Source organism: Leeuwenhoekiella blandensis MED217, from assembly GCF_000152985.1.
GTDB lineage: Bacteria > Bacteroidota > Bacteroidia > Flavobacteriales > Flavobacteriaceae > Leeuwenhoekiella > Leeuwenhoekiella blandensis.
In genome coordinates this window covers 1,095,690-1,118,094 of sequence record NZ_CH672395.1, presented here as the reverse complement: position 1 = coordinate 1,118,094, position 22,405 = coordinate 1,095,690, and the positions used below count along the sequence as shown (strand labels likewise).

The window sequence follows — 22,405 nt, the reverse complement described above, 5'->3', positions numbered from 1 at the left end:
ATGGTCGAACAAGTAACCAAAGGCATTCGCGTCTCTGTAGACACTTATTTTGAAGGCTCTTTCTCAAAAGAGGGACTGCTCTTCTACGCTTTTGGTTATAAAGTAAGCATCACAAACAACAGCACAGACACAGTACAACTCCTAAGTCGCTCTTGGGATATTTACGACGCCTTAAATGCACAAGAGAAAGTTATAGGTGAAGGTGTGATCGGAAAAAAGCCGGTACTCAACCCTGGACAAACACACACCTACTCTTCAGGTTGTTTGCTACGCTCACCTTTTGGCGCGATGAACGGTTACTACACCATGATCAATTTTACCAATTCCTCTCAATTTCAAGTATACATCCCTACCTTCAAATTAAGTGCAACACATTTGCTTAACTAGCAGGATTCGACAAATTCTTTCTACAAATTCACAAGCCACTTCGAGTAAAGTTCTTGGCCATTCGTTCAAAACAAATTTTCTATTTCAAGCCAAACCAAAGGATCTAAAATCCATTGGCGATACCAAAAAATACTGTAGTATTCCGCTAAGGTATTGCCTTTTATATTTTGTAACTTTAGCGGATTCAATGTTCAAGAGAACAATTAATAAAAAATCAAAAAAATAATTATATGTCAAAAGGATTTTTTGAAGTACCTGTTGCGATTAACGAGCCTGTAAAAAGCTACGCGCCAGGAACTCCAGAACGAGATGAAGTATTAACCGCTTATAAAGATTTATACAACAGCACTATTGATGTGCCACTTTATATAAATGGAGAGAAAATTGAAACGGCCAATACCGCTACAATGGCTCCGCCTCACGATCACCAACACATTTTAGGAAACTACAGCCTTGCTGAAAAATCACATATTGAAGATGCTATTGCAAGCGCATTAGAAGCTCGCAAAAAATGGGCAAAAATGCCTTGGGAACAGCGCGCTGCAATATTTTTGAAGGCTGCAGAACTTATACAAGGGCCTTACCGCTACAAGATTAATGCAGCTACTATGCTGGCGCAGTCTAAGAATATTTTTCAAGCTGAAATTGACTCGGCTTGTGAGCTTATAGACTTTTTACGTTTTAACGTACAGTATATGAGTGAAATTTATTCTGAGCAACCAGAATCTTCAGCAGCTGCCTGGAACCGTGTAGAACATCGCCCACTCGAAGGTTTCGTTTACGCTATCACTCCATTTAATTTTACTGCGATCGCAGGAAATTTACCGGCAGCTCCGGCACTTATGGGTAACACCGTTGTTTGGAAACCAAGTGACAGTCAGGTGTATTCTGCTCAGGTAATTATGGAAGTTTTTGAAGAAGCAGGTGTTCCTGCAGGTGTGATCAATATGGTGATGGGAGATCCTGAAATGATCACCGACACGGTTTTAGCGAGCCCTGACTTCGCCGGGATTCACTTCACAGGTTCAACACACGTATTCAAAAATATCTGGGCCAAAATAGGTGCAAACATTCACAACTATAAAACGTATCCTCGTATTGTAGGTGAGACTGGTGGTAAAGACTTCATCCTTGCGCATCCAACTGCAAAACCTCAACAAGTGGCTACAGCTATTTCAAGAGGAGCGTTTGAATTTCAAGGGCAAAAATGTAGTGCTGCAAGCCGCGTTTATGTTGCCAAGTCGATCTGGTCTGAAGTAAAAGATGCTTTATTAAAAGACATCAAATCTTTCAAAATGGGTTCTCCGGAAGATATGAGCAACTTCATAACTGCTGTTATTCACGAAGGCTCTTTTGACAAACTGGCCAAATACATTGACCAAGCTAAAGAAGATAGCGAAGCAGAAATTATTGCCGGTGGAAATTACGATAAGTCAAAAGGGTATTTTGTAGAACCTACAGTTATCGTAACTACCGATCCTAAATATACCACGATGACTACAGAACTTTTTGGACCTGTGGTAACGATCTATGTATATGAAGATGCAGATTGGTCAAAGACTTTAGAACTTGTAGACGATTGCGAATATGCCTTAACTGGTGCCGTTCTAGCAGCCGATAGATATGCGATCACCGAAGCTACAGATGCGTTACAAAATGCAGCGGGTAACTTCTACATCAATGATAAACCTACAGGAGCTGTTGTTGGTCAACAACCCTTTGGTGGTGCTCGTGCATCTGGTACAAACGATAAAGCAGGAAGTGTGCTTAACCTATTGCGTTGGGCTTCTCCTCGCTTGATCAAGGAAACATTTGTAACTCCAGAAGACTACAGATATCCATTCTTAGGAGAATAAACGACCTCAGGAGATAACTCAATAAAGCTATCGTATTCAACGCGATAGCTTTATTTTTGATCAAACCCCAATGTTAACTAAACGTTACCTAAAGTTAACCTTAAGGTTAATTGAATTTGTTTTTTTAACTTTGTATAGAATCAAAAAGGAAGAACCATGACAACGACGGAGGATAGCAAGATGTATGTACTGAAAGTAAAATATTCGGTAATCGATGTGTCAAAAAAGAAAAGTAAAAGAAGAATTACGCGTAAAAAAGAGAAACTATATCTCGTGCGCGATCCTGAAAGTATCGACGATAAATTAAAAGAATTAGAAGATACATTACTTGAGATCGATCAAGAACAACGCGCGACGCTTATAGAACGTGCACAGGAATTTCTAAGAAAATTTGGCACTCGATGCAACCGCACGTACCTCAACATGCTAAGGACTTAAAAAGAAAATGCGACTCAATTTGAGTCGCATTTTTTATTTGTGCTTAATCTAGCCTTTATACTTCAACGGTAAATGCACTACCTTTTTGGTTACAAAAAATTCTTCTTCAAAGTAGTCGTTTAGATCATAAATGGTTGCCGAAGTATAGAGCTTCAATTCTTCAGTTAAATCCCCACCTTTCAGATATAGAATTCCGTTTTTGAGTTCGTGCTCACTTTTCTTTGCAATTCTGCCTTTGATCCATCGCACAAAAGTTTCCATCTGAGCCACAGCCCTGCTTACAATAAAATCATATTGCCCATCAATATTCTCAACGCGATCGTTTGTGATCTTTACATTACTCAAACCTAAGCCAGCCGAAACTTCTTCAACAACTTTGATCTTTTTACCGATACTATCTACCAGATGAAATTGCGTTTCAGGAAATAATATCGCCAACGGAATTCCAGGAAAACCACCCCCTGTTCCAACATCAAGAATTGAAGCTCCGCGATTAAATTTCTGCACTTTCGCTATTCCCAAAGAATGCAAAACGTGACGCAAATAGATCTCATCAATGTCTTTACGAGAAACTACGTTGATCTTTAAATTCCAATCTTGATACAAATCGTTCAGTTTTTCAAACTGATTTAACTGAGTATCACTAAGATCTGAGAAATAATGCTTGATAAGCTCCATATTCGACTTTTATGGCAACAAAATTAGGATTTCGGGCGTTAAATTAAAGGATTTTCAGACCTTAAAACGATATAAATCTTATTTTTGAGGTCGCGTTAAAAAAGACTTAAAAAAATGCTTTTTAACGCTAAGCTTTAAATTATGGAGAATACAAAGACAATAAAATTTTCGAGAGTAGATTCGGCAAAATTCTTCCGAACCCTCAACAAGCGTGTAAACACGTACTTTAAAGAGAACAATGTAGAAAGAACAGGAAACTGGAAATTGTACTTGAAGACAATTATTATGTTTTCGCTGTTTCTTACCCCTTACTTCTTATTACTCAGCATCGACCTACCGGGCTGGGCACAATTGCTTCTTACGATCGTAATGGGTGTTGGTATGGCCGGCGTAGGTATGAATGTAATGCACGATGGTAACCACGGCTCATTCTCAAAGAAAAAATGGGTAAATAAAATTATGGGAAGCAGCATCTACATTCTTGCCGGGAACGTTTATAATTGGCAAGTACAACATAATGTGCTTCACCATACTTATACCAATATTCACGGTCACGATGAAGATCTTGAGGCGGGGCGTATTCTAAGATTTTCAAAACACGCAAAATGGTATAAGCATCACCGCTTTCAGCATTTTTACTCTATTTTCCTCTACGGATTATTAACATTTAACTGGGCGCTGACTACAGATTTCCTTCAAATGAAGCGTTATCTGAAACGTAAATTATCCTATGGAGAATTCCCAAATCCAAAATTGGAATGGACTAAACTCGTGATCACAAAACTCATCTATTTAAGTATCTGGATCATTCTACCACTACTTGTTTTAGATATTGCCTGGTGGAAGGTTTTATTAGGCTTTTTTGTGATGCATTATACTGCCGGAGTAATTCTAAGTGTGGTATTTCAGTTGGCACACGTGATTGACGAGGCAGATATGCCGCTTCCTGATCAAACCGGAACGATGAAAAATACATGGGCAATACATCAGTTATTTACCACAGTGAATTTTTCAACAAAAAATAAAGTTGTGAACTGGTTTACCGGCGGACTTAATCATCAGGTTGAGCATCATATTTTCCCGCATATCAGCCACATTCACTACACTAAGATTTCAAAAATCGTTAAAGAAACGGCTCAGGAGTTTAACCTACCCTATAATGAGTATAAAACGACGCGTAAAGCGATCATTGCTCATTTTAAATATTTAAAAGAGATGGGGATGCAACCCGCTCTTCAACCTGCTTAATTATTTACATTTTTTAAATGGATACACTTACCAACCAACTATCTGATAGAATTAATAATCTGGCTGCTTCAGCTACACTTGCTATGGCGGCAAAAGCGCGTGAGTTACGTGCTGAAGGAAAGGACATCATAGGCTTGAGCCTTGGTGAACCAGATTTTAACACACCAGATTTTATCAAAGATGCAGCGATACAAGCTGTAAACGACAACTACAATTCATACACACCTGTTGACGGTTATGTTGAGCTGAAAGATGCCATCATTACAAAATTTAAGCGCGACAACAATCTTACTTATGATCGCTCTCAAATCGTAGTTTCAACAGGAGCTAAGCAATCACTTTACAATGTAGCTCAAGTATGCCTGAACCCGGGAGACGAGGTGCTGCTACCTTGCCCGTATTGGGTAAGCTATTCAGACATAGTAAAGCTTGCTGAAGGTGTACCCGTAGAAGTTGAAACTTCTTTGGATACCGATTTTAAAATGACTCCAGAACAGCTAGAGGCAGCAATCACACCAAAGACCAAAATGCTTTGGTACAGTTCGCCATGTAACCCAAGTGGATCTATCTATAGCGAAGCTGAATTAAGAGCCCTTGCTGATGTGCTTCAAAAGCATCCTCAAATTGTAGTAGTAAGTGATGAGATCTATGAGCATATTAATTATGTAGGAGGTCACGCAAGTATGGCGCAGTTTGAAGATATGTATGATCGTGTAGTAACCGTAAATGGTGTTGCAAAAGCCTTTGCAATGACAGGATGGCGAATAGGTTACATAGGCGCTCCGGCATACATCGCGCGTGCGTGTAACAAAATTCAAGGACAGGTAACCAGCGGTGCAAACTGTATTGCTCAACGCGCGGTGATCACAGCCCTAGAAGCTCCTGTGAGCAAAATTCAATATATGGTTGATGAGTTTAAAGAGCGTAGAAAATTAATTCTAGGTCTACTCAACGATATTGAAGGTTTTGAATGTAATGAACCTGAAGGCGCATTTTATGTTTTCCCTAATATCTCGCATTATTTTGGCAAAACCCTTAACGGAACAACGATAAACAATGCTTCTGATTTTGCCTTGTATATCTTAGAGCAAGCCAATGTAGCTACAGTTACCGGTGAAGCTTTTGGTAATCCTAACTGCATTCGTATTTCTTATGCAGCAAGTCAAGACCAAATTAAAGAGGCTTTAGCCCGAATTAAAAAAGCGGTTTCTTAAAAGAAATTTCAGCTTATATCACTAAAAAAGCGACCCCATTGGGTCGCTTTTTACTTTTAAAATTATCTCTATTACATTTTAGGTAACAACACTGTATCTATTACGTGAATCACTCCATTTGATTGATATACATCTGCAATCGTAACCGTTGCTATATTTCCTGCTTGATCTTTAATTTTAACCATATCTCCATCAAGCATTCCCCATAACATTTGCCCGTTAACGGTAGTCCACTCTGCAGTTCCACCAGCATCTTTTATATCTTGAATAATATCTGCTGCAGAATTTTTGCCCGCGATCACGTGATACGTCAAAACGCCTTGTAAAGCCTTTTTATTTTCAGGTTTTAAAAGAGATGCCACCGTCCCATCAGGAAGCTTTTCAAAAGCAGCATTTGTAGGCGCCAATACTGTAAAAGGCCCTTCACTTTGCAAGGTTTCTACAAGAGCCGCAGCTTTTACCGCAGCTACTAAAGTCGTATGATCTTTTGAGTTTACGGCATTCTCAACAATATTTTTTGAAGGATACATTGCAGCACCACCCACCATTTTTGTTTCCTGTGCAAAAGTTGCGGTACCTGTGATCATAAAAAGACCTAAAGCTAAAACTGGTAATAAATTTCTCATTTTCATAGTGTAAAGTTTTTTAGTTACAATACACTTACGTGGAGAAACTCACCTTCGGTTTTTCAATTTTCAGGCTTTAAGAAAGTATTAACTATTAAGAAGGGATGGCTAATTTGGTCTTCAGATCCTCCATAATCATATCAGCGTGTACACGTGTATTTTCTATAAAGAGTTTACTCGTTTTAAGACCGCTATTAATTACGCCTGCGACATATACATTAGCAAGCGGAGTTTCTAAAGTCTCTTCGTCGTGTATAGGTCGCTTGTGATTTTCCTCATCTACCGGAATCCCAAGACGCTCAAACAAACTGAAATCTGGCGTATAACCTATCATCGCTAAAACGAAATCATTCTCAAGTTCCACCTCTCCTTCGGGAGTATTTAGGATCACACTATGCGGTTTGATCTCTTTTACTGTAGTTTCAAAATACGCTTTGATCGATCCTTCTTTAATTCGGTTTTCGATGTTGGGTTTGATCCAATATTTGGTTTTAGGATAAATCTCATTACTGCGAATGGCCATCGTAACCTCTGCTCCTTTATAATAAGTTTCTAGAGCCACATCACAGGCAGAGTTTGCAGCGCCCACCACTAAGATCTTTTGATTTACGTAAGGATGCGGACTGTCATAGAAATGCTTCACCTTAGGTAAATCCTCTCCGGGAACATTCAGCATTCTTGCGGTATCGTAAAACCCTGTAGAAACAATTACTGCTGAAGTTTTAAATTCTTCCTTAGGGGTTTTGAGCACATATCCATCGCTGGTTTTCGTCATTGCCTCTACGGGCGTATAAAGCTGTACATTCAATTTCCAGCTATCATAAACACGACGATAATATTCTAAAGCCTCTTTACGCGTAGGCTTATCATTATGAGCCACAAAAGGCACATCACCTATTTCGAGCAGATTTGAAGTAGAGAAAAAAGTCATTTGTTCAGGAAAATTATACAACGAATTAACCAGAACGCCTTTTTCTAAAATAATATAATTGAGTTTTGCTTTTGTGGCTGCGATTCCGCAAGCAAGACCTATGGGGCCGCCACCTATTATGATAAGATCGTAATTTTTCAAAACAATTATTTTTGGGTTGGTTGGGATTAGTCGAAAAATAAAAGCAACATAACTTCTAACTTCAACTAAATTTAAAGCTTAACAAAGTTAACCCTTACTAGCGATTACGCCAAAAGAACGGCGTTAACAGAATCAAAACAGTGAAGAGTTCAAGTCGGCCGATCAACATTAAAAATGCACACCACCACTTTCCTAAAATCGGCAGGGCATCAAAATTATTTACAGGACTTAAAATCCCAAAAGCAGGCCCCACATTACCCAATGATGAAGCTGCACCTCCCAAAGCTGTAGGAAAATCGAGTCCCATCGAAGCCAAACCACAGGCACCAATGATCCAAGCCAAAAGGTAAAGAATAAAGAAGGCAAGAATATTAAATACGATCTCTTTTTTAACCGCTTTACCGTTGTGACGTACCGGCAAAATGGCATTTGGATGCAGTGTACGTTTAAACTCGAGTACCCCATTTCTGATGATCATAAGATGGCGCACTACTTTAATTCCACCTGAAGTAGAACCTGCTGAGCCCCCTAAAAACATCAAACCAAAGAAAATAATTGTCGCAAACGGTGCCCACATCGTAAAATCTGCTGAAACAAAACCGGTGGTCGTAATTACAGAGATCACTTGAAACAATCCGTGGCGTATCGCGCTCTCATACTCTCCAAACACCATTGGATGATCTATTGAAGAAATTGATACATCAGCACGTAATATGATTATAAATACGACAAGCACTGTGAACCCCACAGTAAAGGCTGAATATAATTTGAACTCTTCATCCTTCCAGACATTACGCAGCTTTCCTTTGAAGGCGAAATAACTCAGAATAAAGTTGGTTCCCGCCAAAAACATGAAGAGAATGATAATATATTGAACCGCCGGATTATCATTCCAATAGGCTACACTCGCGTTTTTTGTACTAAAACCACCAGTAGAAAGCGTACTCATCGCGTGATTCACAGCATCTAAAAATGACATTCCTGCGATTTTTAGAAGTATGGTTTCAGCTACCGTATAGCCAAAATAAATAAGCCATAAACGTTTTGCGGTATCTGTAATTCTTGGGTGCAATTTATCGGCATTTGGGCCGGGTGCTTCGGCAGCAAAAAGTTGCATACCACCTATTCCCAGTAAAGGCAAAATGGCAATTGCCAGAACAATAATTCCCATCCCTCCTATCCAATGCGTGGTACTACGCCAGAACAAAACTCCGTCAGGTATTGCTTCAATATCATTTAAAATCGACGCACCCGTTGTGGTATACCCACTTATGGTTTCAAAAAAAGCATTGGTAAATGAAGGGATCGCACCTGTAAACAAATAAGGCAAACAACCGCTCAATGACATGAAAATCCATCCAAAGGTAACAACGATATACCCTTCCCGTTTTTGAATTTCCTTTTTATGGTCTCGGGTAAAGAACATAAAAACCATCCCGAGAAAAATCGTTAACAAACCAGCAGAAATGATCCCTAAAGCCACCGAAACCTCATCATAGAAATAGCCAACAATTGCAGAAATAAACATAAAGCCCCCGTTAAACAGAAGCAATACGCCCATTAAATGAAAAATGATTTTTAGATTGAGTCTGGGTCTGTTAGGCATAGAGTCTTAGATAAACATGCGTTCTACTTTGTTGATCGATCGTAACAGGCAACACACCACAATACGATCGCCTACTTCGATACGATTTTCTCCAAGTGCAATAATACCTTTTCCGTCTCTAACAATACCTCCAATAGTCGCCGATCTAGGAAAATCTAAATCCTTAATACGTTTTCCTATGACTTTAGAATTAGGCTTAGCGCTAAATTCTAAAAGTTCAGCATTCATATTATTGAGTTTGGTCATTGCGACCACATCGCCCTTTCTTATGTATCTAAAAATATTATTGGCTGCAAGTAACTTTTTATTGATCAACGTATCGATACCAATACTGTGAGAAAGCTGAAAATAATCCATATTCTCGACTAAGGCGATGGTTTTTTTAACGCTTTTAGACTTCGCCACCAAACACGACATAATGTTGGTTTCACTGTTTCCTGTCACGGCGATAAAAGCGTCCATATCGTAGATATTTTCTTCTTCAAGAAGTTCTACGTTTCTTCCGTCCCCATTGATCACTAAGGTTTTAGGTAAATTTTCGGCAAGATCATAGGCTTTATCATTATCCTTCTCTACGAGCTTGACCTTAAAATTATGCGAGCAAAGATCACGGGCGGTCTTGTATCCTATTTTACTTCCGCCTAAAATCATTACATTTTTAATCTCCTGCTTCATCTTACCGGTAAGCTTATAGAGTTCATCAACACCCTCTTTTACCGTCATAAAATACACCTGATCCCCTTCTTTAAAAATGGTATCACCTCGCGGAATTAACGTATACTGTGTGCCTTCACGCTGAATTGCAATAGGCATAAAATGCAACGTAGGAAAAATGCGCGCTGCCTCTTTTACACTTTTCCCCACAAAAGAAGCGGTTCTGCTCAAGGAAGTTCCTACCATTGTAAGCGCTCCGTTCTCGAACTCGTAACTGTCGTTAAATGCCGACTGATTGAGCAGCAATTCTATCTCTGAAGCTGCTAGACTTTCTGGCGAGATCAATTCATCAATACCAAATTTCTTAAAACCGGCTACCTCCTGATTCTCTATAAACTCTGTATTTGAAATACGTGCGATGGTGCGATTTGCTCCCATTTGTTTTGCAAGCACACACACTGTAATATTGGTGGTTTCACTAGAGGTAACTGCAATTATAAGATCTGTCGTATCTATACGCGCTTCTTTTAAAACTGCAATCGAGGTAGAATCTCCACGTATGGTTCGTATGTCAAGATGCGTATCGGCGTACGCAATACTATCTTTATCAACATCTATAAGCGTGATATCTTGTGATTCAAAAGAGAGAAGTTTGGCTAAATGAAAGCCTACCTCCCCGGCACCTGCAATTACAATCTTCATAGTCAATTTTAAAGTAAACTACCTTGGGGCAAGTCCGCAAGGCATTTGGTTTGTAGACCGCAACACGAATCATCGAGTTCCTGCGGCGCTCACTTTGTGAGCAAAACCTTGCAAAGATAGGAGAATTAATAGAGATAACTTTAATTATAACAGCCTTCTAAAAGAGCAGGCCTCATCGACTAACAAATAGTATATTTGCCACTAAAATTAAAATATGAGCGGCAACGTTAATCCGTATAAAGATTCAGACCAGTCAAAGCGCGAACAAGTAGAGCGCATGTTTGATACCATTTCTAAAGAATACGACGGACTCAACCGTGTGATTTCTTTTGGAATTGATGTAAAATGGCGTAAGAAAGTGGTAAACAAAGTAGCTGCCACAAAACCTAAGCGTATCCTGGACGTCGCAACAGGAACCGGTGATCTCGCTATCAATCTGGCTAAAACCGATGCCGAAGAAATTATAGGTCTTGACATTTCTGCAGGAATGCTCAGCGTAGGAAAAGAAAAAGTTGCTGCAAAAAACCTGGATGATCGTATCAAAATGGTTCAGGGAGATTCTGAAAATCTTCCGTTTGAAGATGATTATTTTGACGCCATCACCGTTGCCTTCGGAATTCGCAATTTTGAAACCCTAGAAAAAGGTCTGGCTGAAATCCTACGCGTTCTTAAACCCGGCGGAATTTTTGTGATCCTAGAAACTTCAGTACCTACTAAGTTCCCGTTTAAACAAGGCTACGGATTGTACACCAAAACCTTACTCCCATTAATTGGTCGGGTATTTTCAAAAGATCGCGATGCTTATGGGTATTTAAGTGAAAGCGCTTCTGTTTTTCCCTATGGTGAAAAGCTCAACAATATTTTGAGAAAAACAGGGTTTACTCATGTTGAAGCCAACCCACAAACGATGGGCGTGGCCACAATTTATTCGGCATCAAAGTAATTCTATGCACAAACTACCGGTTTTTGTCTTTCTTATTATACTCTCAGCATCAACAGCGCAAGCGCAATTTTTGACTCGGGAGCGCATTCTTAATGATGAGAATTTTGACAAAAAACCATGGAGTTGGGGATACTATTTTGGCATCAATCGATACGACTTCAATTTTGATTATAAAGAAGCTAGGCCTGATATTTTTGTCGAGCAAAACTACGGTTTCAATGTAGGACTGCTTGGGAACAAACGTATTAATGAATTTTTAGATTTACGCCTGGAACCCGGTTTGGTTTACAATGCACGAACACTGTTTTATCTTGATATTCCGGGAGAAGAAAATGATAGAATTCGCGAACTCAATTCGACCTATATACACTTCCCTTTGTTATTAAAATTTTCAACCAAGCGACTTAATAACTTCAAACCATTTGTTGTGGGCGGTTTTAGTTACTCGCACAACTTATCGAGTAATGAGAAAAATCCCGATGACAACAGTTCGGGACAATTTAGAATGACCAACAATACCTTTTACTATGAGGTAGGATTTGGTATTGACTTATATTTACCTTATTTCAAATTTTCACCAAGTATACGCGGTGTTTTTGCATTGACAGATGAACTGGTTAGGGATGAAAACCCAAACAGTTTATACACTTCAAATATTGAAACCATGCAATCTCGCGGTATATTTTTAAACTTTACCTTTCAATAATGTGGGAAGCAGATTTATATAGAGAAAAACACGGCTTTGTCTTTAACTACGGGAAAGACCTCATTAGTATGCTTAATCCGCAAAAAGACGAACGCATACTTGATCTGGGTTGTGGTACTGGTGAACTCACTGCTGCTATTGCCGAAAGCGGAGCGCAACTTGTAGGTATTGATGCTTCTCAAGAGATGATTGATGCAGCAAAAGCGCAGTTTAAAAACATTGAATTTATAACCGCTCGCGGAGAAAGTTTTATAGATCAAGAACGCTACGATGCGATATTTAGTAATGCAACCCTGCATTGGATTTTAAACCCTGAAGCAGCAATCTCTGCGATGTACAGCAATCTAAAAATCGGCGGAAGATTACTTTTAGAAATGGGAGGCGCAGGAAATATCGACACCATTATCAAAGCTTTGAGTAGAGTTTTAGAAGAAAAAGGTTATTTTAAGCAATCCAGAACGATCAATTGGTACTTTCCTAAATTGGGAACCTACTGCTATTTTCTTGAAAAATCGGGCTTTCAGGTAACTTTTGCGCATTTATACGAGCGCCCTACTAAATTGAAAGATCCTGAAACAGGCATTATCGATTGGCTCAAAATGTTTGCTAAACACTACTTCACAGACATTCCTGAGCATGAGGCAGACGCTATTAGAAAAGAAGTTCAGGAAAATGTGCATGAGGCGCTATTTCAAGACGGTCATTATTATGCAGACTACAAGCGCTTACGTATTTGCGCGATCAAATAAATTTTCCTGAGGTAAGTCTCAGAACATTTAATATCGACGATCGAGAAAATCTAACCGCGTTTAAATTCGCTTACTAAAATAGCTCCGGCAATGGCTACATTAAGGCTTTCGGTAGTGCTTGAACCAAATTGGGGTATGCTTATTTTTTGCTGAATTTTTTCTGAAACTGCCGCCGAAACTCCATTAGCCTCGTTACCTAAAACCAAAATCGCTTCCTCTGGCAATTGGGAGCGGTAAACATTTTCTCCATCCATAAACGCGCCGTAAACCGGAAGCTTTTGTTTTGACAAATAAGTTTCTAAATCGGTATACACAAGGTTTACACGTGTTAATGATCCCATCGTCGCTTGCACCACTTTAGGATTAAAACAATCTACCGTCTGTTCAGAACAAATAAGATGCTCAATACCATACCAGTCGCAAAGCCTTATCAAAGTACCTAAGTTTCCCGGGTCACGCACCTCATCAAGTACCAACTGAAAGCCCGATTTTATTTCTAAACGCTGTTTTGGGATTTCAAAAAGCGCCAAAGCCTTTTGTGGTGTTTTTAAAAACGATATTTTTTTGAGTTCTGCAGGTGAAACCTCAGTTGTATCCTGATCTTCAAAAACACCTTCAAGCGCATAAAGACTGTGTAATACGTAGCTCGAATCTAGAAATTCGCGTATTCCTTTAATTCCCTCTACAACAAACAAAGCGTTTTGCTGTCGGTACTTTTTTTGAGCCAGACTCGTTATTAATTTTATTTGGCTTTTGCTAACCACGTCTAATGTGTATTTTTGAAGTTATTTTTATAAAAAAGCCCTTGCAAAAACTTTCCGCAAAAATAGGATTAATTATCATACTACTGTCTACCCTGGCAGCTTGTGATGCGGTAAAGCGAGTACCCGAAGGCCGACTTTTATTAACCGAAAATGAAATCGTAGTCAATGGCGAAGTAAATACAGAATACAACATCAACAATATTCCTTATTTACAGCCCAACAGCAAAGTGCCTTTGCTGGGCACACCTACGCGGTTATACATTTACAATTGGGCGCGACCCAATCTAGATTCCATTCTTCAAGCCAAACTTAATGACAATAATCAACGTACTTTAAATTTTTGGACAAGCATTCTATCTCGCAAACAACTTGACCAATACATAAAATTTAAATTGGGGTTTAATGAAGTGCTGCGCGATTTTGGAGAAGAACCTGCCATAATTACTGAGAATCTCACGAAGCGCTCAGCAGAACGACTCACAGAATACTACAACAGTAAAGGATGGTTTAATGCCGAAACAACCTATACGATAGAAAAAGACAGCGCCAACAAACGCGGAAAAATAGTTTATGCAGTTGACACTAAGAGACCCTATATCATTGATTCTGTAAAAACATTTATCAAATCCCCAGCAGCAGATTCAATCTATCAAGCACACAAAGAAAACGCGTTTATAAAAAACGGAGCACAATATGAACTGCTAGACATCAATGCAGAAACCAGCCGTATTACCGAATTGATGCGTAATAACGGTTTGTTTCATTTTGATCAGGAGTTCATCAGTTTTGTAGGCGATTCGGTTAATACCAATCATCGGGTAAATTTAGAGCTAAACATCAGAAACCGCGAAATACGCGGGCGTGATTCGGTTTATGAACTCCCTCTACAAGTGCATAAAATAAGCAAGGTAAAAGTCACTACAGATTATGGTTATTCCCTGCGCAACGATACCTTTACAGACAGTTTAGAACGTGATGATCATTATCTATATGCTTATGATAAGATCAGATACAAACCCAAACGTCTTATAGACGCTATTTTTATTGAGCCGGGCGAAACGTATAGCGATGAGTCCCGCAATCAAACATTAATACGCCTGAGTCAACTAGGAACTTTTAGATATCCTGACCTTCGGTTTTCTGAAGATCCCGATGATCCCGACGGAACTGATCTTGTTGCAAATATTCTGCTTACGCCCCTGCCTAAATTCAATTTGAGAGCAGATTTTGATGTTTCTACCTCAAATATTCAAACCTTCGGGATAGCAGGTGGAGGTTCTTTACGCATACGTAACGTTCTTGGCGGAATGGAAACCTTGCAAATTTCTGGACGGGCGAGTATAGGTGATTCCAGGACTGCTGCGGGCAGTAACAGCCCAGAGCTTTTTGATATTACTGAAATTGGCGCAGATATCAGCTTAACAATTCCGCGTATCTTTTTTCCTATTCGCACCGGTTTTATCGCTCCAGAAATGTCCCCTTCTACAAGTTTTACTACCGGTATAGGAATTCAACAAAACATAGGTCTTGACAAGCAAAACATCACCGGCGGCATCAATTACAAATGGACACCTTCAGCAAATTTAAATTACCGTTTTGACCTTTTTGACATTCAATATATTCGGAATCTAAACATCCCTAATTATTTCAATGTCTATGAGAATTCGTACGATGAGTTGAACGCTATCGCTTTAAACTATCCGGCTCAAGCGGGTTCTTATTATAATGATGCGGGCAACCTCTCGATACCTGATGGCGCACTTGGATTTATTAATGAAGTACAAAACCGAACAATTGGCGTCACCACAACCGAGTTTAATGATGTCGTGAATATTGAAGAACGCCGTCAAAGATTGACTGAAGATAACCTGATACTCGCCTCGAGTTTTACCTATTATAAAAATACCCGAGACAATCTTTTTGATGATGAATTCACCAGTTTTAGAGCCAAGCTCGAAGTTGCAGGAAACACCCTGAGTGCGATAAGTAATTTGATCGGACTTGAAGAGAATGAGAACGGTTCGTCAAGAATTCTAGGGGTAACATTTTCTCAATATGTAAAAACCGAATTGGATTTTATAAAGCATTGGGATTTTGGCAGTGATAATATTCTTGCTTTTAGAGCCTACGGCGGAATCGCGATCCCATACGGAAACTCCAATAGTATTCCATTCATACGCAGTTTCTTTGGTGGTGGCTCTAACGATAACCGCGCTTGGCAGGCCTATAGATTAGGACCTGGTAGCACAGACAGCCCAAACGACTTTAACGAAGCAAACATGAAGCTTGCTTTTAATTTAGAACAGCGCTTTACCTTTCTGGGCGATTTAAAGGGTGCCATTTTTACAGATGTTGGAAATATCTGGAATGCTCTAGATAATGTAGAAGACCCACAAGCTACCTTTACAGGCTTCCAAAGTTTAGAGGATATTGCGGTAGGAACCGGTTTTGGTCTACGCTATGATTTTAGCTTTTTTGTATTGCGGTTTGATGTAGGTTTTAAAACCTATGATCCTGCTTTACCCAATGGCGAACGCTGGTTTAAAAACACAAATTTTGCCAATGCCGTCTACAATGTGGGTATTAACTATCCTTTCTAATCAAATAAGCTGGTTAAACCCCAATTATTTATTAATTTTATGCCCTTTAACTAAGTAAACAACAACCTATGAGTCATAGTATCAAACCTGGAGTTGCTACCGGAAAAGAAGTTCAGGCTATTTTTAAACATGCAAAAGAAAACGGTTATGCCCTACCGGCAGTAAACGTTATTGGTTCTAACACTATTAATGGTGTTTTAGAGACCGCTGCAAAATTAAATGCGCCTGTTATTCTTCAATTTTCTAACGGAGGAGCCCAGTTTAATGCAGGAAAAGGATATTCTAATGACAATCAACAAGCAGCAGTTGCAGGAGCAATTGCAGGAGCAAAACACGTTCATGAATTAGCAAAGCGCTATGGTGCAACTGTAATCTTACATACAGACCACTGTGCTAAAAAACTTTTACCTTGGATTGACGGACTTCTAGACGCTTCAGAAGAATATTATAAAGAACACGGTCATTCTCTTTTCAGCTCTCATATGATCGATTTGAGTGAAGAACCAATCGAAGAGAACATTGAGCTTTGTAAAAAGTATCTTGAGCGTATGAGTAAAATGGAAATGACTCTTGAGATCGAACTTGGTATCACCGGTGGTGAAGAAGATGGTGTAGACAACTCTGATGTTGACGTTTCTAAACTATATACACAGCCAGAAGAAGTTGCTTATGCATATGAAGAGTTGAGCAAAGTAAGCGACCAGTTCACTATCGCTGCGGCTTTTGGTAACGTTCACGGGGTTTACAAACCTGGTAACGTAAAATTGACTCCAAAAATTCTTAAGAACTCTCAGGAATATATCACAGAAAAATATGGTGTTGAAGAAAATCATATCGACTTCGTATTCCACGGAGGAAGTGGTTCTACTGTAGAAGAGATTCGTGAAGGTATTAGCTACGGTGTTATCAAAATGAACATCGACACCGATTTACAGTGGGCCTTTACTGAAGGAATTCGTGAATATTTTGATGCAAATGCAGACTATCTTCAAACACAAATAGGTAACCCAACCGGAGAAGATAGCCCAAATAAGAAGTTTTACGACCCACGCGTTTGGTTACGTAAAGGTGAAGAATCTTTTGTTGCGCGATTAGAAAAAGCGTTTGAAGATTTGAATAACGTAAATACTTTGTAATTTCGCATCCGCGAAAAAGAAATTTTAAAACCTCAGGATTTATATTCTGAGGTTTTTCAACCTTTAAAAACAGCCTCTTAATTTTACGAGGCAACCCCTAAAGCTTAAAAACTAAAAAGCACAAATTATGGCTTGGTTTAAACGGAAAGAAAAAGGAATACAAACTGCTACCGAAAATAAAAAAGATGTACCTAAAGGACTTTGGTACAAATCTCCTACCGGTAAAATTATTGACGCAGAAGAGCTTGCAAAAAACTTTTATGTAAGCCCGGAAGATGATTACCACGTAAGAATTGGTAGTAATGAATATTTCTCAATACTTTTTGACGATAATAAATACAAAGAGTTAGATAAAAACCTCACTTCTAAAGATCCTTTAAATTTTGAAGACACCAAGAAGTATGTTGATCGTTTAAAAGATGCCGAGTCAAAAACAGGCTTAAAAGACGCTGTACGTACTGCTGTAGGTAAGAGTATGGGTAAAGACCTTGTTGTTGCCGCAATGGATTTTAAATTCATCGGTGGTTCTATGGGTTCTGTAGTAGGTGAGAAAATCGCGCGTGCCGCAGATTACTCGCTTAAACACAACGTACCACTAGTAATTATATCAAAGTCTGGTGGTGCACGTATGATGGAAGCTGCACTATCCTTGATGCAATTGGCAAAAACTTCTGCTAAATTGGCGCAACTTGCCGAAGCAAAAATTCCATATATCTCATTATGCACAGATCCTACAACCGGTGGAACAACAGCTTCATTTGCAATGTTAGGAGATATTAATATTTCTGAGCCTGGAGCTTTAATTGGTTTTGCAGGACCACGTGTAGTTCGCGATACAACCGGTCAAGAATTGCCAGAAGATTTTCAAACTGCAGAGTTCTTAAAAGAGCACGGATTCTTAGATTTCATCTCACACCGTAAAGAACTTAAAAAGAACATCAATCTTTATATAGACTTGATTCTTAATCAGGCAATTCGCAATTAAAAAAAGTTAGGTTAAGATTGATAAATTAATTGTATCTTTGCCGGCTCAACGAGATAGCCTCGTTGAATACATAAAAACTATTTAAATAATATTGGCATGTATCTTACTCAAGAAAAGAAAGATGAAATTTTCAGCAAGTTCGGTAAAGACAAAAACGATACCGGATCTGCGGAAGGACAGATTGCGTTGTTTACACATCGCATCAACCACTTAACGGGACACTTGAAAAAGAACCGCAAAGACTTTAACACAGAGCGTTCTCTAGTAAAATTAGTTGGTAAGCGTAGAGCATTACTTGACTATTTAACTAAGAAAGATATCAATAGATATCGTGCTATCGTTAAAGAATTAGGTTTAAGAAAATAATTCTTATTTATAAAAGGGGCTGTTTTTCAGTCCCTTTTATTTTTAAAATCTGTTTGTTTCAGACTAACATTTGAAGCTTCAGTAAAAATAAAAACCATATTTTTGGTTAAGTCCCGAAAGGGCAAAGAAAGCTATCCTTAGGTTTTTCATTGGTCAAACACTACACACAACAACACAACGACCTTGCCGCTAACCTTTTTGGTTTGCAGCTTATGTTTAACAGTATCCTCGATGTAGGATACAGATGAAAAATCAAAATATGATTCCAAAGACTTTCAAAGAGGTCATTGACCTTGGTGATGGTAGAGAGATCTCTATCGAAACCGGAAAATTAGCAAAACAGGCACATGGTTCTGTTGTTGTTCAATCCGGTAAATGTATGTTGCTTTGTACCGTAGTTTCAAACTACAAGCAAAGTGATGTTGATTTTCTTCCGTTAACGGTAGATTATCGTGAAAAATTTGCTGCTGCCGGCCGCTATCCTGGTGGTTTCTTCAAAAGAGAAGCACGTCCAAGTGATGGTGAAGTATTAACGATGCGTCTTGTAGACCGTGTACTTCGCCCATTGTTCCCAAAAGATTATCACGCAGAAACACAAGTTATGATTCAGTTGATGTCTCATGATGACGAAGTGATGCCTGATGCTATGGCGGGTCTTGCAGCTTCTGCAGCGATTCAACTTTCAGATTTCCCATTTGAATGTGCGATTTCTGAAGTACGTGTAGGTCGTGTAAACGGTGAATTTATCATCAACCCTTCTCGCGCACAGTTAGCAGAATCTGACATCGATATGGTTATTGGTGCTTCGGCTGACTCTGTAATGATGGTTGAAGGTGAGATGGACGAAATTTCTGAAGAAGAAATGACCGAAGCCATCAAAGCTGCTCACGAGGCTATTAAAGTTCAGTGTGAGGCTCAAATTCGTCTTGCGGAAGCTTTTGGTAAAAAACCAACCCGTGAGTACGAACCAGAAGTTGAAGACGCAGAACTTGAGAAAAAAGTTTACGATTTAACGTATGACAAAGTGTATGAAGTAGCCAAAGCTGGTTCTTCTAAACACGAGCGAAGCACTGCTTTTGACGCCATTAAAGAAGAAGTAAAAGGAACCTTCTCAGAAGAAGACCTGGAAGCGTTTGGAGATTTGATCTCTAAATATTTCTACAAGGCTGAAAAGGCTGCGGTACGCGATCTTACCTTAAATGAAGGTTTACGTCTTGATGGTCGTAAGACTACTGAGATTCGCCCAATTTGGTGTGAGACTGATTATTTACCATCAGTACACGGATCTTCGATCTTTACACGTGGGGAAACTCAGGCGCTTGCTACTGTAACTTTAGGTACTTCGAGAGAGGCTAATCAAATTGATATGCCATCTTACGAAGGTGAAGAAACATTCTATTTACACTACAACTTCCCTCCTTTCTCAACCGGTGAAGCGCGTCCTATTCGTGGAACGTCTCGTCGTGAGGTAGGTCACGGTAACTTAGCACAACGTGCGCTTAAAGGGATGATCCCAGCAGATTGCCCGTATACCGTACGTGTTGTTTCTGAGATTTTAGAATCTAACGGTTCTTCTTCAATGGCAACTGTTTGTGCAGGTACCATGGCGATTATGGATGCCGGTGTAAAACTTAAGAAACCAGTTTCTGGTATCGCAATGGGTCTTATCACTGATGTTGAAACTGGTAAATACGCTGTACTTTCTGATATTCTTGGAGATGAAGATCACTTAGGTGATATGGACTTTAAAGTAACAGGTACTGCTGACGGTATCACTGCTTGCCAGATGGACATTAAGGTAAAAGGTCTTTCTTATGAGATTCTTGTAAAAGCACTTCACCAAGCACGTGACGGACGTTTACACATCTTAAATCACCTTACCGATACTATTTCAGAACCTCGTGAGGATGTTAAAGATTACGCTCCTAAAATGGTTACTACACGCATTGCTAATGAATACATTGGTGCGCTTATAGGACCTGGCGGAAAAGTAATTCAAGAACTTCAGAAAGAAACAGGAACTACGATTGTTATCAACGAAGATCCGGTAACCGAAGAAGGAATTGTTGAAATACTAGGAACAGGAACTGAAGGTATCAACGCGGTTCTTGCAAAAATAGATTCGATCACTTTTAAACCAAAAGTTGGTGAGTCTTACAAAGTGAAAGTAATCAAGATGCTTGACTTTGGTGCTGTGGTAGAATATCTTGCTGCACCGGGTAATGAAGTTTTACTTCACGTATCTGAGCTTGCTTGGGAACGCACAGAGAATGTGAGCGATGTGGTAAATATGGGAGATGAGTTTGAAGTAAAATACTTCGGAATCGATTCTCGTACACGTAAAGAAAAAGTTTCTCGCAAAGCATTACTGCCAAAACCGGAAGGTTTTAAAGAGCGTGCGCCACGTAACAACGACAATAAAGATCGCGGATCTCGTGATAACAGAGGTCGTGATAACAGAAATAGAGATCGTAAAAGAGACTAATTTCTTGCATATTTTATTCAAAAAGGGAGCATTTTGCTCCCTTTTTTTATGTTTTCTATCTAAAATCAGCTTAATTCTCACAAGCTTGAATATTAGACTTATTATCAATAAAAATAGATTTCAATTGATACTATTTACTTGATACTACTCACAACTGACAAAAAACTGACAGAAATACAGCATTTGGCAGAAAAACTGCCAAAAATGAATTACAGAATTCTCAGCTGTTTTTTAACATATAGTTAATAAACCCGGCTTAGGCTATACCTCATCTACCCTACCACGCTTTTTTTATTTTCCAAATAGGCTACGCTTCCGATTTAAAGAGTCTCGCATGATACTTGCACTAAATAGGGCGAACTAATTAATTAAAAACTATTTAATGAAAGTATTAGTATTAGGTGCTGGCAATATGGGACTTACTTACGCCGAAGGTATGGCGAACTCCCCATTCTTAAATAAGCGCAAGCTTATGATATTCGATGTCTCACCTCAAAAAACAGAAGCTTTGTCAACCATGGCGCAGTTTGATGCTTATGACAGCATCGAAGAATGTGTGCCAAAAGCAGACGTTATTTTTATTGCGGTAAAACCGTACCACAGTCAATCTTTATTTGACAGTATTAAACCTTACATCAACCAAGAACAATTATTTGTGTCTTTAATGGCGGGTGTGACTATCAATACCATTCAAGAAGGATTGGGTGTTAAAAAAGTAATACGTACCATGCCTAACCTTCCTGCGAAAGTAGGTAAAGGTGTTACTTCGTTTACAGAATCTAAAGAAGTTAGTAGAATTGAATTACTTACTGTTCGCAGTTTATTAGACACTACAGGAGAATCAATTCACGTTGAAACAGAGCAGTTTATTGATGCTTCTACCGGTATTTCTGGTAGTGGTCCTGCATATGTATTCTATTTTATGCAATCTATGTTAGAAGCAGCTTTAAAAATGGGCTTCTCTCCAAATGATTCAAAAGTACTGGTTTCACAAACTTTTGAAGGCGCTGTAAAATTATTTAATGAATCAGATCTTACTCCGGAAAAGTGGATGGACCGCGTTGCCTCTAAAGGAGGTACAACACGTGCCGCACTAGATTCTATGGAAGACAATAATGTAAAAGAATTAATTAAGGAAGCTGCATATGCAGCATTTGACCGTGCAACAGAACTCGGTAAAGAAAAATAAA

The 22,405-nt window shown here is 39.1% G+C and carries 20 protein-coding genes; 14 read left to right on the top strand and 6 right to left on the bottom strand.

All coding sequences use genetic code 11. From position 1 onward, the window contains the following. The 3 genes from apaG to MED217_RS04825 all read left to right on the top strand — a co-directional run bounded on the left by apaG (position 1) and on the right by MED217_RS04825 (position 2,681). Complete coding sequence (apaG, locus tag MED217_RS04835; RefSeq protein ID WP_009779362.1) at positions 1–387, top strand: Co2+/Mg2+ efflux protein ApaG; 387 nt, start codon at positions 1–3, stop codon at positions 385–387. A 230-nt stretch (positions 388–617) separates the two neighbouring features. Next, positions 618–2,243 carry an L-glutamate gamma-semialdehyde dehydrogenase gene (gene pruA, locus MED217_RS04830; protein ID WP_009779361.1) on the top strand — a complete coding sequence of 542 codons (1,626 nt, stop codon included), beginning with the start codon at positions 618–620 and terminating at the stop codon, positions 2,241–2,243. Positions 2,244–2,399: 156 nt separating this feature from the next. Continuing rightward, positions 2,400–2,681 (top strand): hypothetical protein, encoded by a 282-nt coding sequence (locus MED217_RS04825; protein WP_009779360.1) that lies wholly within the window; start codon positions 2,400–2,402, stop codon positions 2,679–2,681. A 48-nt stretch (positions 2,682–2,729) separates the two neighbouring features. Here MED217_RS04825 and rsmG read toward each other — a convergent pair whose 3' ends face one another. After that, positions 2,730–3,359, bottom strand: coding sequence for a 16S rRNA (guanine(527)-N(7))-methyltransferase RsmG (gene rsmG, locus MED217_RS04820; protein ID WP_009779359.1), 630 nt, complete (start codon positions 3,357–3,359; stop codon positions 2,730–2,732). Positions 3,360–3,500: 141 nt separating this feature from the next. On the opposite strand from rsmG, the gene MED217_RS04815 reads away from it, so the two are divergent. Next, complete coding sequence (locus MED217_RS04815) at positions 3,501–4,607, top strand: fatty acid desaturase family protein (protein ID WP_009779358.1); 1,107 nt, start codon at positions 3,501–3,503, stop codon at positions 4,605–4,607. A 17-nt stretch (positions 4,608–4,624) separates the two neighbouring features. Further along, on the top strand, positions 4,625–5,821 hold the full coding sequence (locus MED217_RS04810; protein ID WP_009779357.1) for a pyridoxal phosphate-dependent aminotransferase: 1,197 nt from the start codon (positions 4,625–4,627) through the stop codon (positions 5,819–5,821). A 71-nt stretch (positions 5,822–5,892) separates the two neighbouring features. Here the strand turns inward: MED217_RS04810 and MED217_RS04805 are convergent, their stop codons facing one another. From MED217_RS04805 to trkA, 4 genes are all read right to left on the bottom strand, one after another. Beyond that, positions 5,893–6,453 carry a fasciclin domain-containing protein gene (locus MED217_RS04805; RefSeq protein ID WP_009779356.1) on the bottom strand — a complete coding sequence of 187 codons (561 nt, stop codon included), beginning with the start codon at positions 6,451–6,453 and terminating at the stop codon, positions 5,893–5,895. 88 nt (positions 6,454–6,541) lie between these two features. Then, positions 6,542–7,519: a YpdA family putative bacillithiol disulfide reductase gene (locus tag MED217_RS04800; protein ID WP_009779355.1), complete on the bottom strand. Its 978-nt coding sequence runs from the start codon at positions 7,517–7,519 to the stop codon at positions 6,542–6,544. A 97-nt stretch (positions 7,520–7,616) separates the two neighbouring features. Continuing rightward, positions 7,617–9,125 (bottom strand): TrkH family potassium uptake protein, encoded by a 1,509-nt coding sequence (locus tag MED217_RS04795; RefSeq protein WP_040532589.1) that lies wholly within the window; start codon positions 9,123–9,125, stop codon positions 7,617–7,619. A 6-nt stretch (positions 9,126–9,131) separates the two neighbouring features. Further along, positions 9,132–10,481, bottom strand: a complete 1,350-nt coding sequence (gene trkA, locus MED217_RS04790; protein WP_009779353.1) for a Trk system potassium transporter TrkA — start codon at positions 10,479–10,481, stop codon at positions 9,132–9,134. Between the two features lie 214 nt (positions 10,482–10,695). Here trkA and ubiE point away from each other — a divergent pair, with 214 nt between their 5' ends. The 3 genes from ubiE to MED217_RS04775 are packed head-to-tail and all read left to right on the top strand — an operon-like array spanning position 10,696 to position 12,879. Continuing rightward, positions 10,696–11,424 carry a bifunctional demethylmenaquinone methyltransferase/2-methoxy-6-polyprenyl-1,4-benzoquinol methylase UbiE gene (gene ubiE / locus MED217_RS04785; protein ID WP_009779352.1) on the top strand — a complete coding sequence of 243 codons (729 nt, stop codon included), beginning with the start codon at positions 10,696–10,698 and terminating at the stop codon, positions 11,422–11,424. A 4-nt stretch (positions 11,425–11,428) separates the two neighbouring features. After that, a complete protein-coding gene (porT, locus tag MED217_RS04780) occupies positions 11,429–12,130 on the top strand; it encodes a type IX secretion/gliding motility protein PorT/SprT (RefSeq protein ID WP_009779351.1) in 702 nt (233 codons plus the stop codon). After that, positions 12,130–12,879 carry a class I SAM-dependent methyltransferase gene (locus MED217_RS04775; RefSeq protein WP_009779350.1) on the top strand — a complete coding sequence of 250 codons (750 nt, stop codon included), beginning with the start codon at positions 12,130–12,132 and terminating at the stop codon, positions 12,877–12,879. The genes porT and MED217_RS04775 overlap by 1 nt, the downstream gene beginning before the upstream one ends. A 50-nt stretch (positions 12,880–12,929) precedes the next feature. On the opposite strand, the gene MED217_RS04770 is transcribed toward MED217_RS04775, so the two are convergent. Next, positions 12,930–13,643 carry a TrmH family RNA methyltransferase gene (locus MED217_RS04770; protein ID WP_009779349.1) on the bottom strand — a complete coding sequence of 238 codons (714 nt, stop codon included), beginning with the start codon at positions 13,641–13,643 and terminating at the stop codon, positions 12,930–12,932. 5 nt (positions 13,644–13,648) lie between these two features. On the opposite strand from MED217_RS04770, the gene tamL reads away from it, so the two are divergent. From tamL to proC, 6 genes are all read left to right on the top strand, one after another. Then, the gene (gene tamL / locus MED217_RS04765) at positions 13,649–16,243 is read left to right on the top strand and encodes a translocation and assembly module lipoprotein TamL (protein WP_009779348.1); all 2,595 of its coding nucleotides are present in this window, start codon (positions 13,649–13,651) and stop codon (positions 16,241–16,243) included. Positions 16,244–16,311: 68 nt separating this feature from the next. After that, entirely contained in the window at positions 16,312–17,379 is a 1,068-nt protein-coding gene (fbaA, locus tag MED217_RS04760; RefSeq protein WP_009779347.1) for a class II fructose-bisphosphate aldolase, read from the top strand. A gap of 127 nt (positions 17,380–17,506) precedes the next feature. Next, positions 17,507–18,364, top strand: coding sequence for an acetyl-CoA carboxylase, carboxyltransferase subunit beta (gene accD / locus MED217_RS04755; RefSeq protein WP_009779346.1), 858 nt, complete (start codon positions 17,507–17,509; stop codon positions 18,362–18,364). Between the two features lie 96 nt (positions 18,365–18,460). Further along, positions 18,461–18,730 carry a 30S ribosomal protein S15 gene (gene rpsO, locus MED217_RS04750; protein ID WP_009779345.1) on the top strand — a complete coding sequence of 90 codons (270 nt, stop codon included), beginning with the start codon at positions 18,461–18,463 and terminating at the stop codon, positions 18,728–18,730. A gap of 259 nt (positions 18,731–18,989) precedes the next feature. After that, positions 18,990–21,215 carry a polyribonucleotide nucleotidyltransferase gene (locus MED217_RS04745; RefSeq protein WP_009779344.1) on the top strand — a complete coding sequence of 742 codons (2,226 nt, stop codon included), beginning with the start codon at positions 18,990–18,992 and terminating at the stop codon, positions 21,213–21,215. 382 nt (positions 21,216–21,597) lie between these two features. Next, positions 21,598–22,404: a pyrroline-5-carboxylate reductase gene (proC, locus tag MED217_RS04740; protein ID WP_009779343.1), complete on the top strand. Its 807-nt coding sequence runs from the start codon at positions 21,598–21,600 to the stop codon at positions 22,402–22,404. Position 22,405 lies beyond the last annotated feature (1 nt).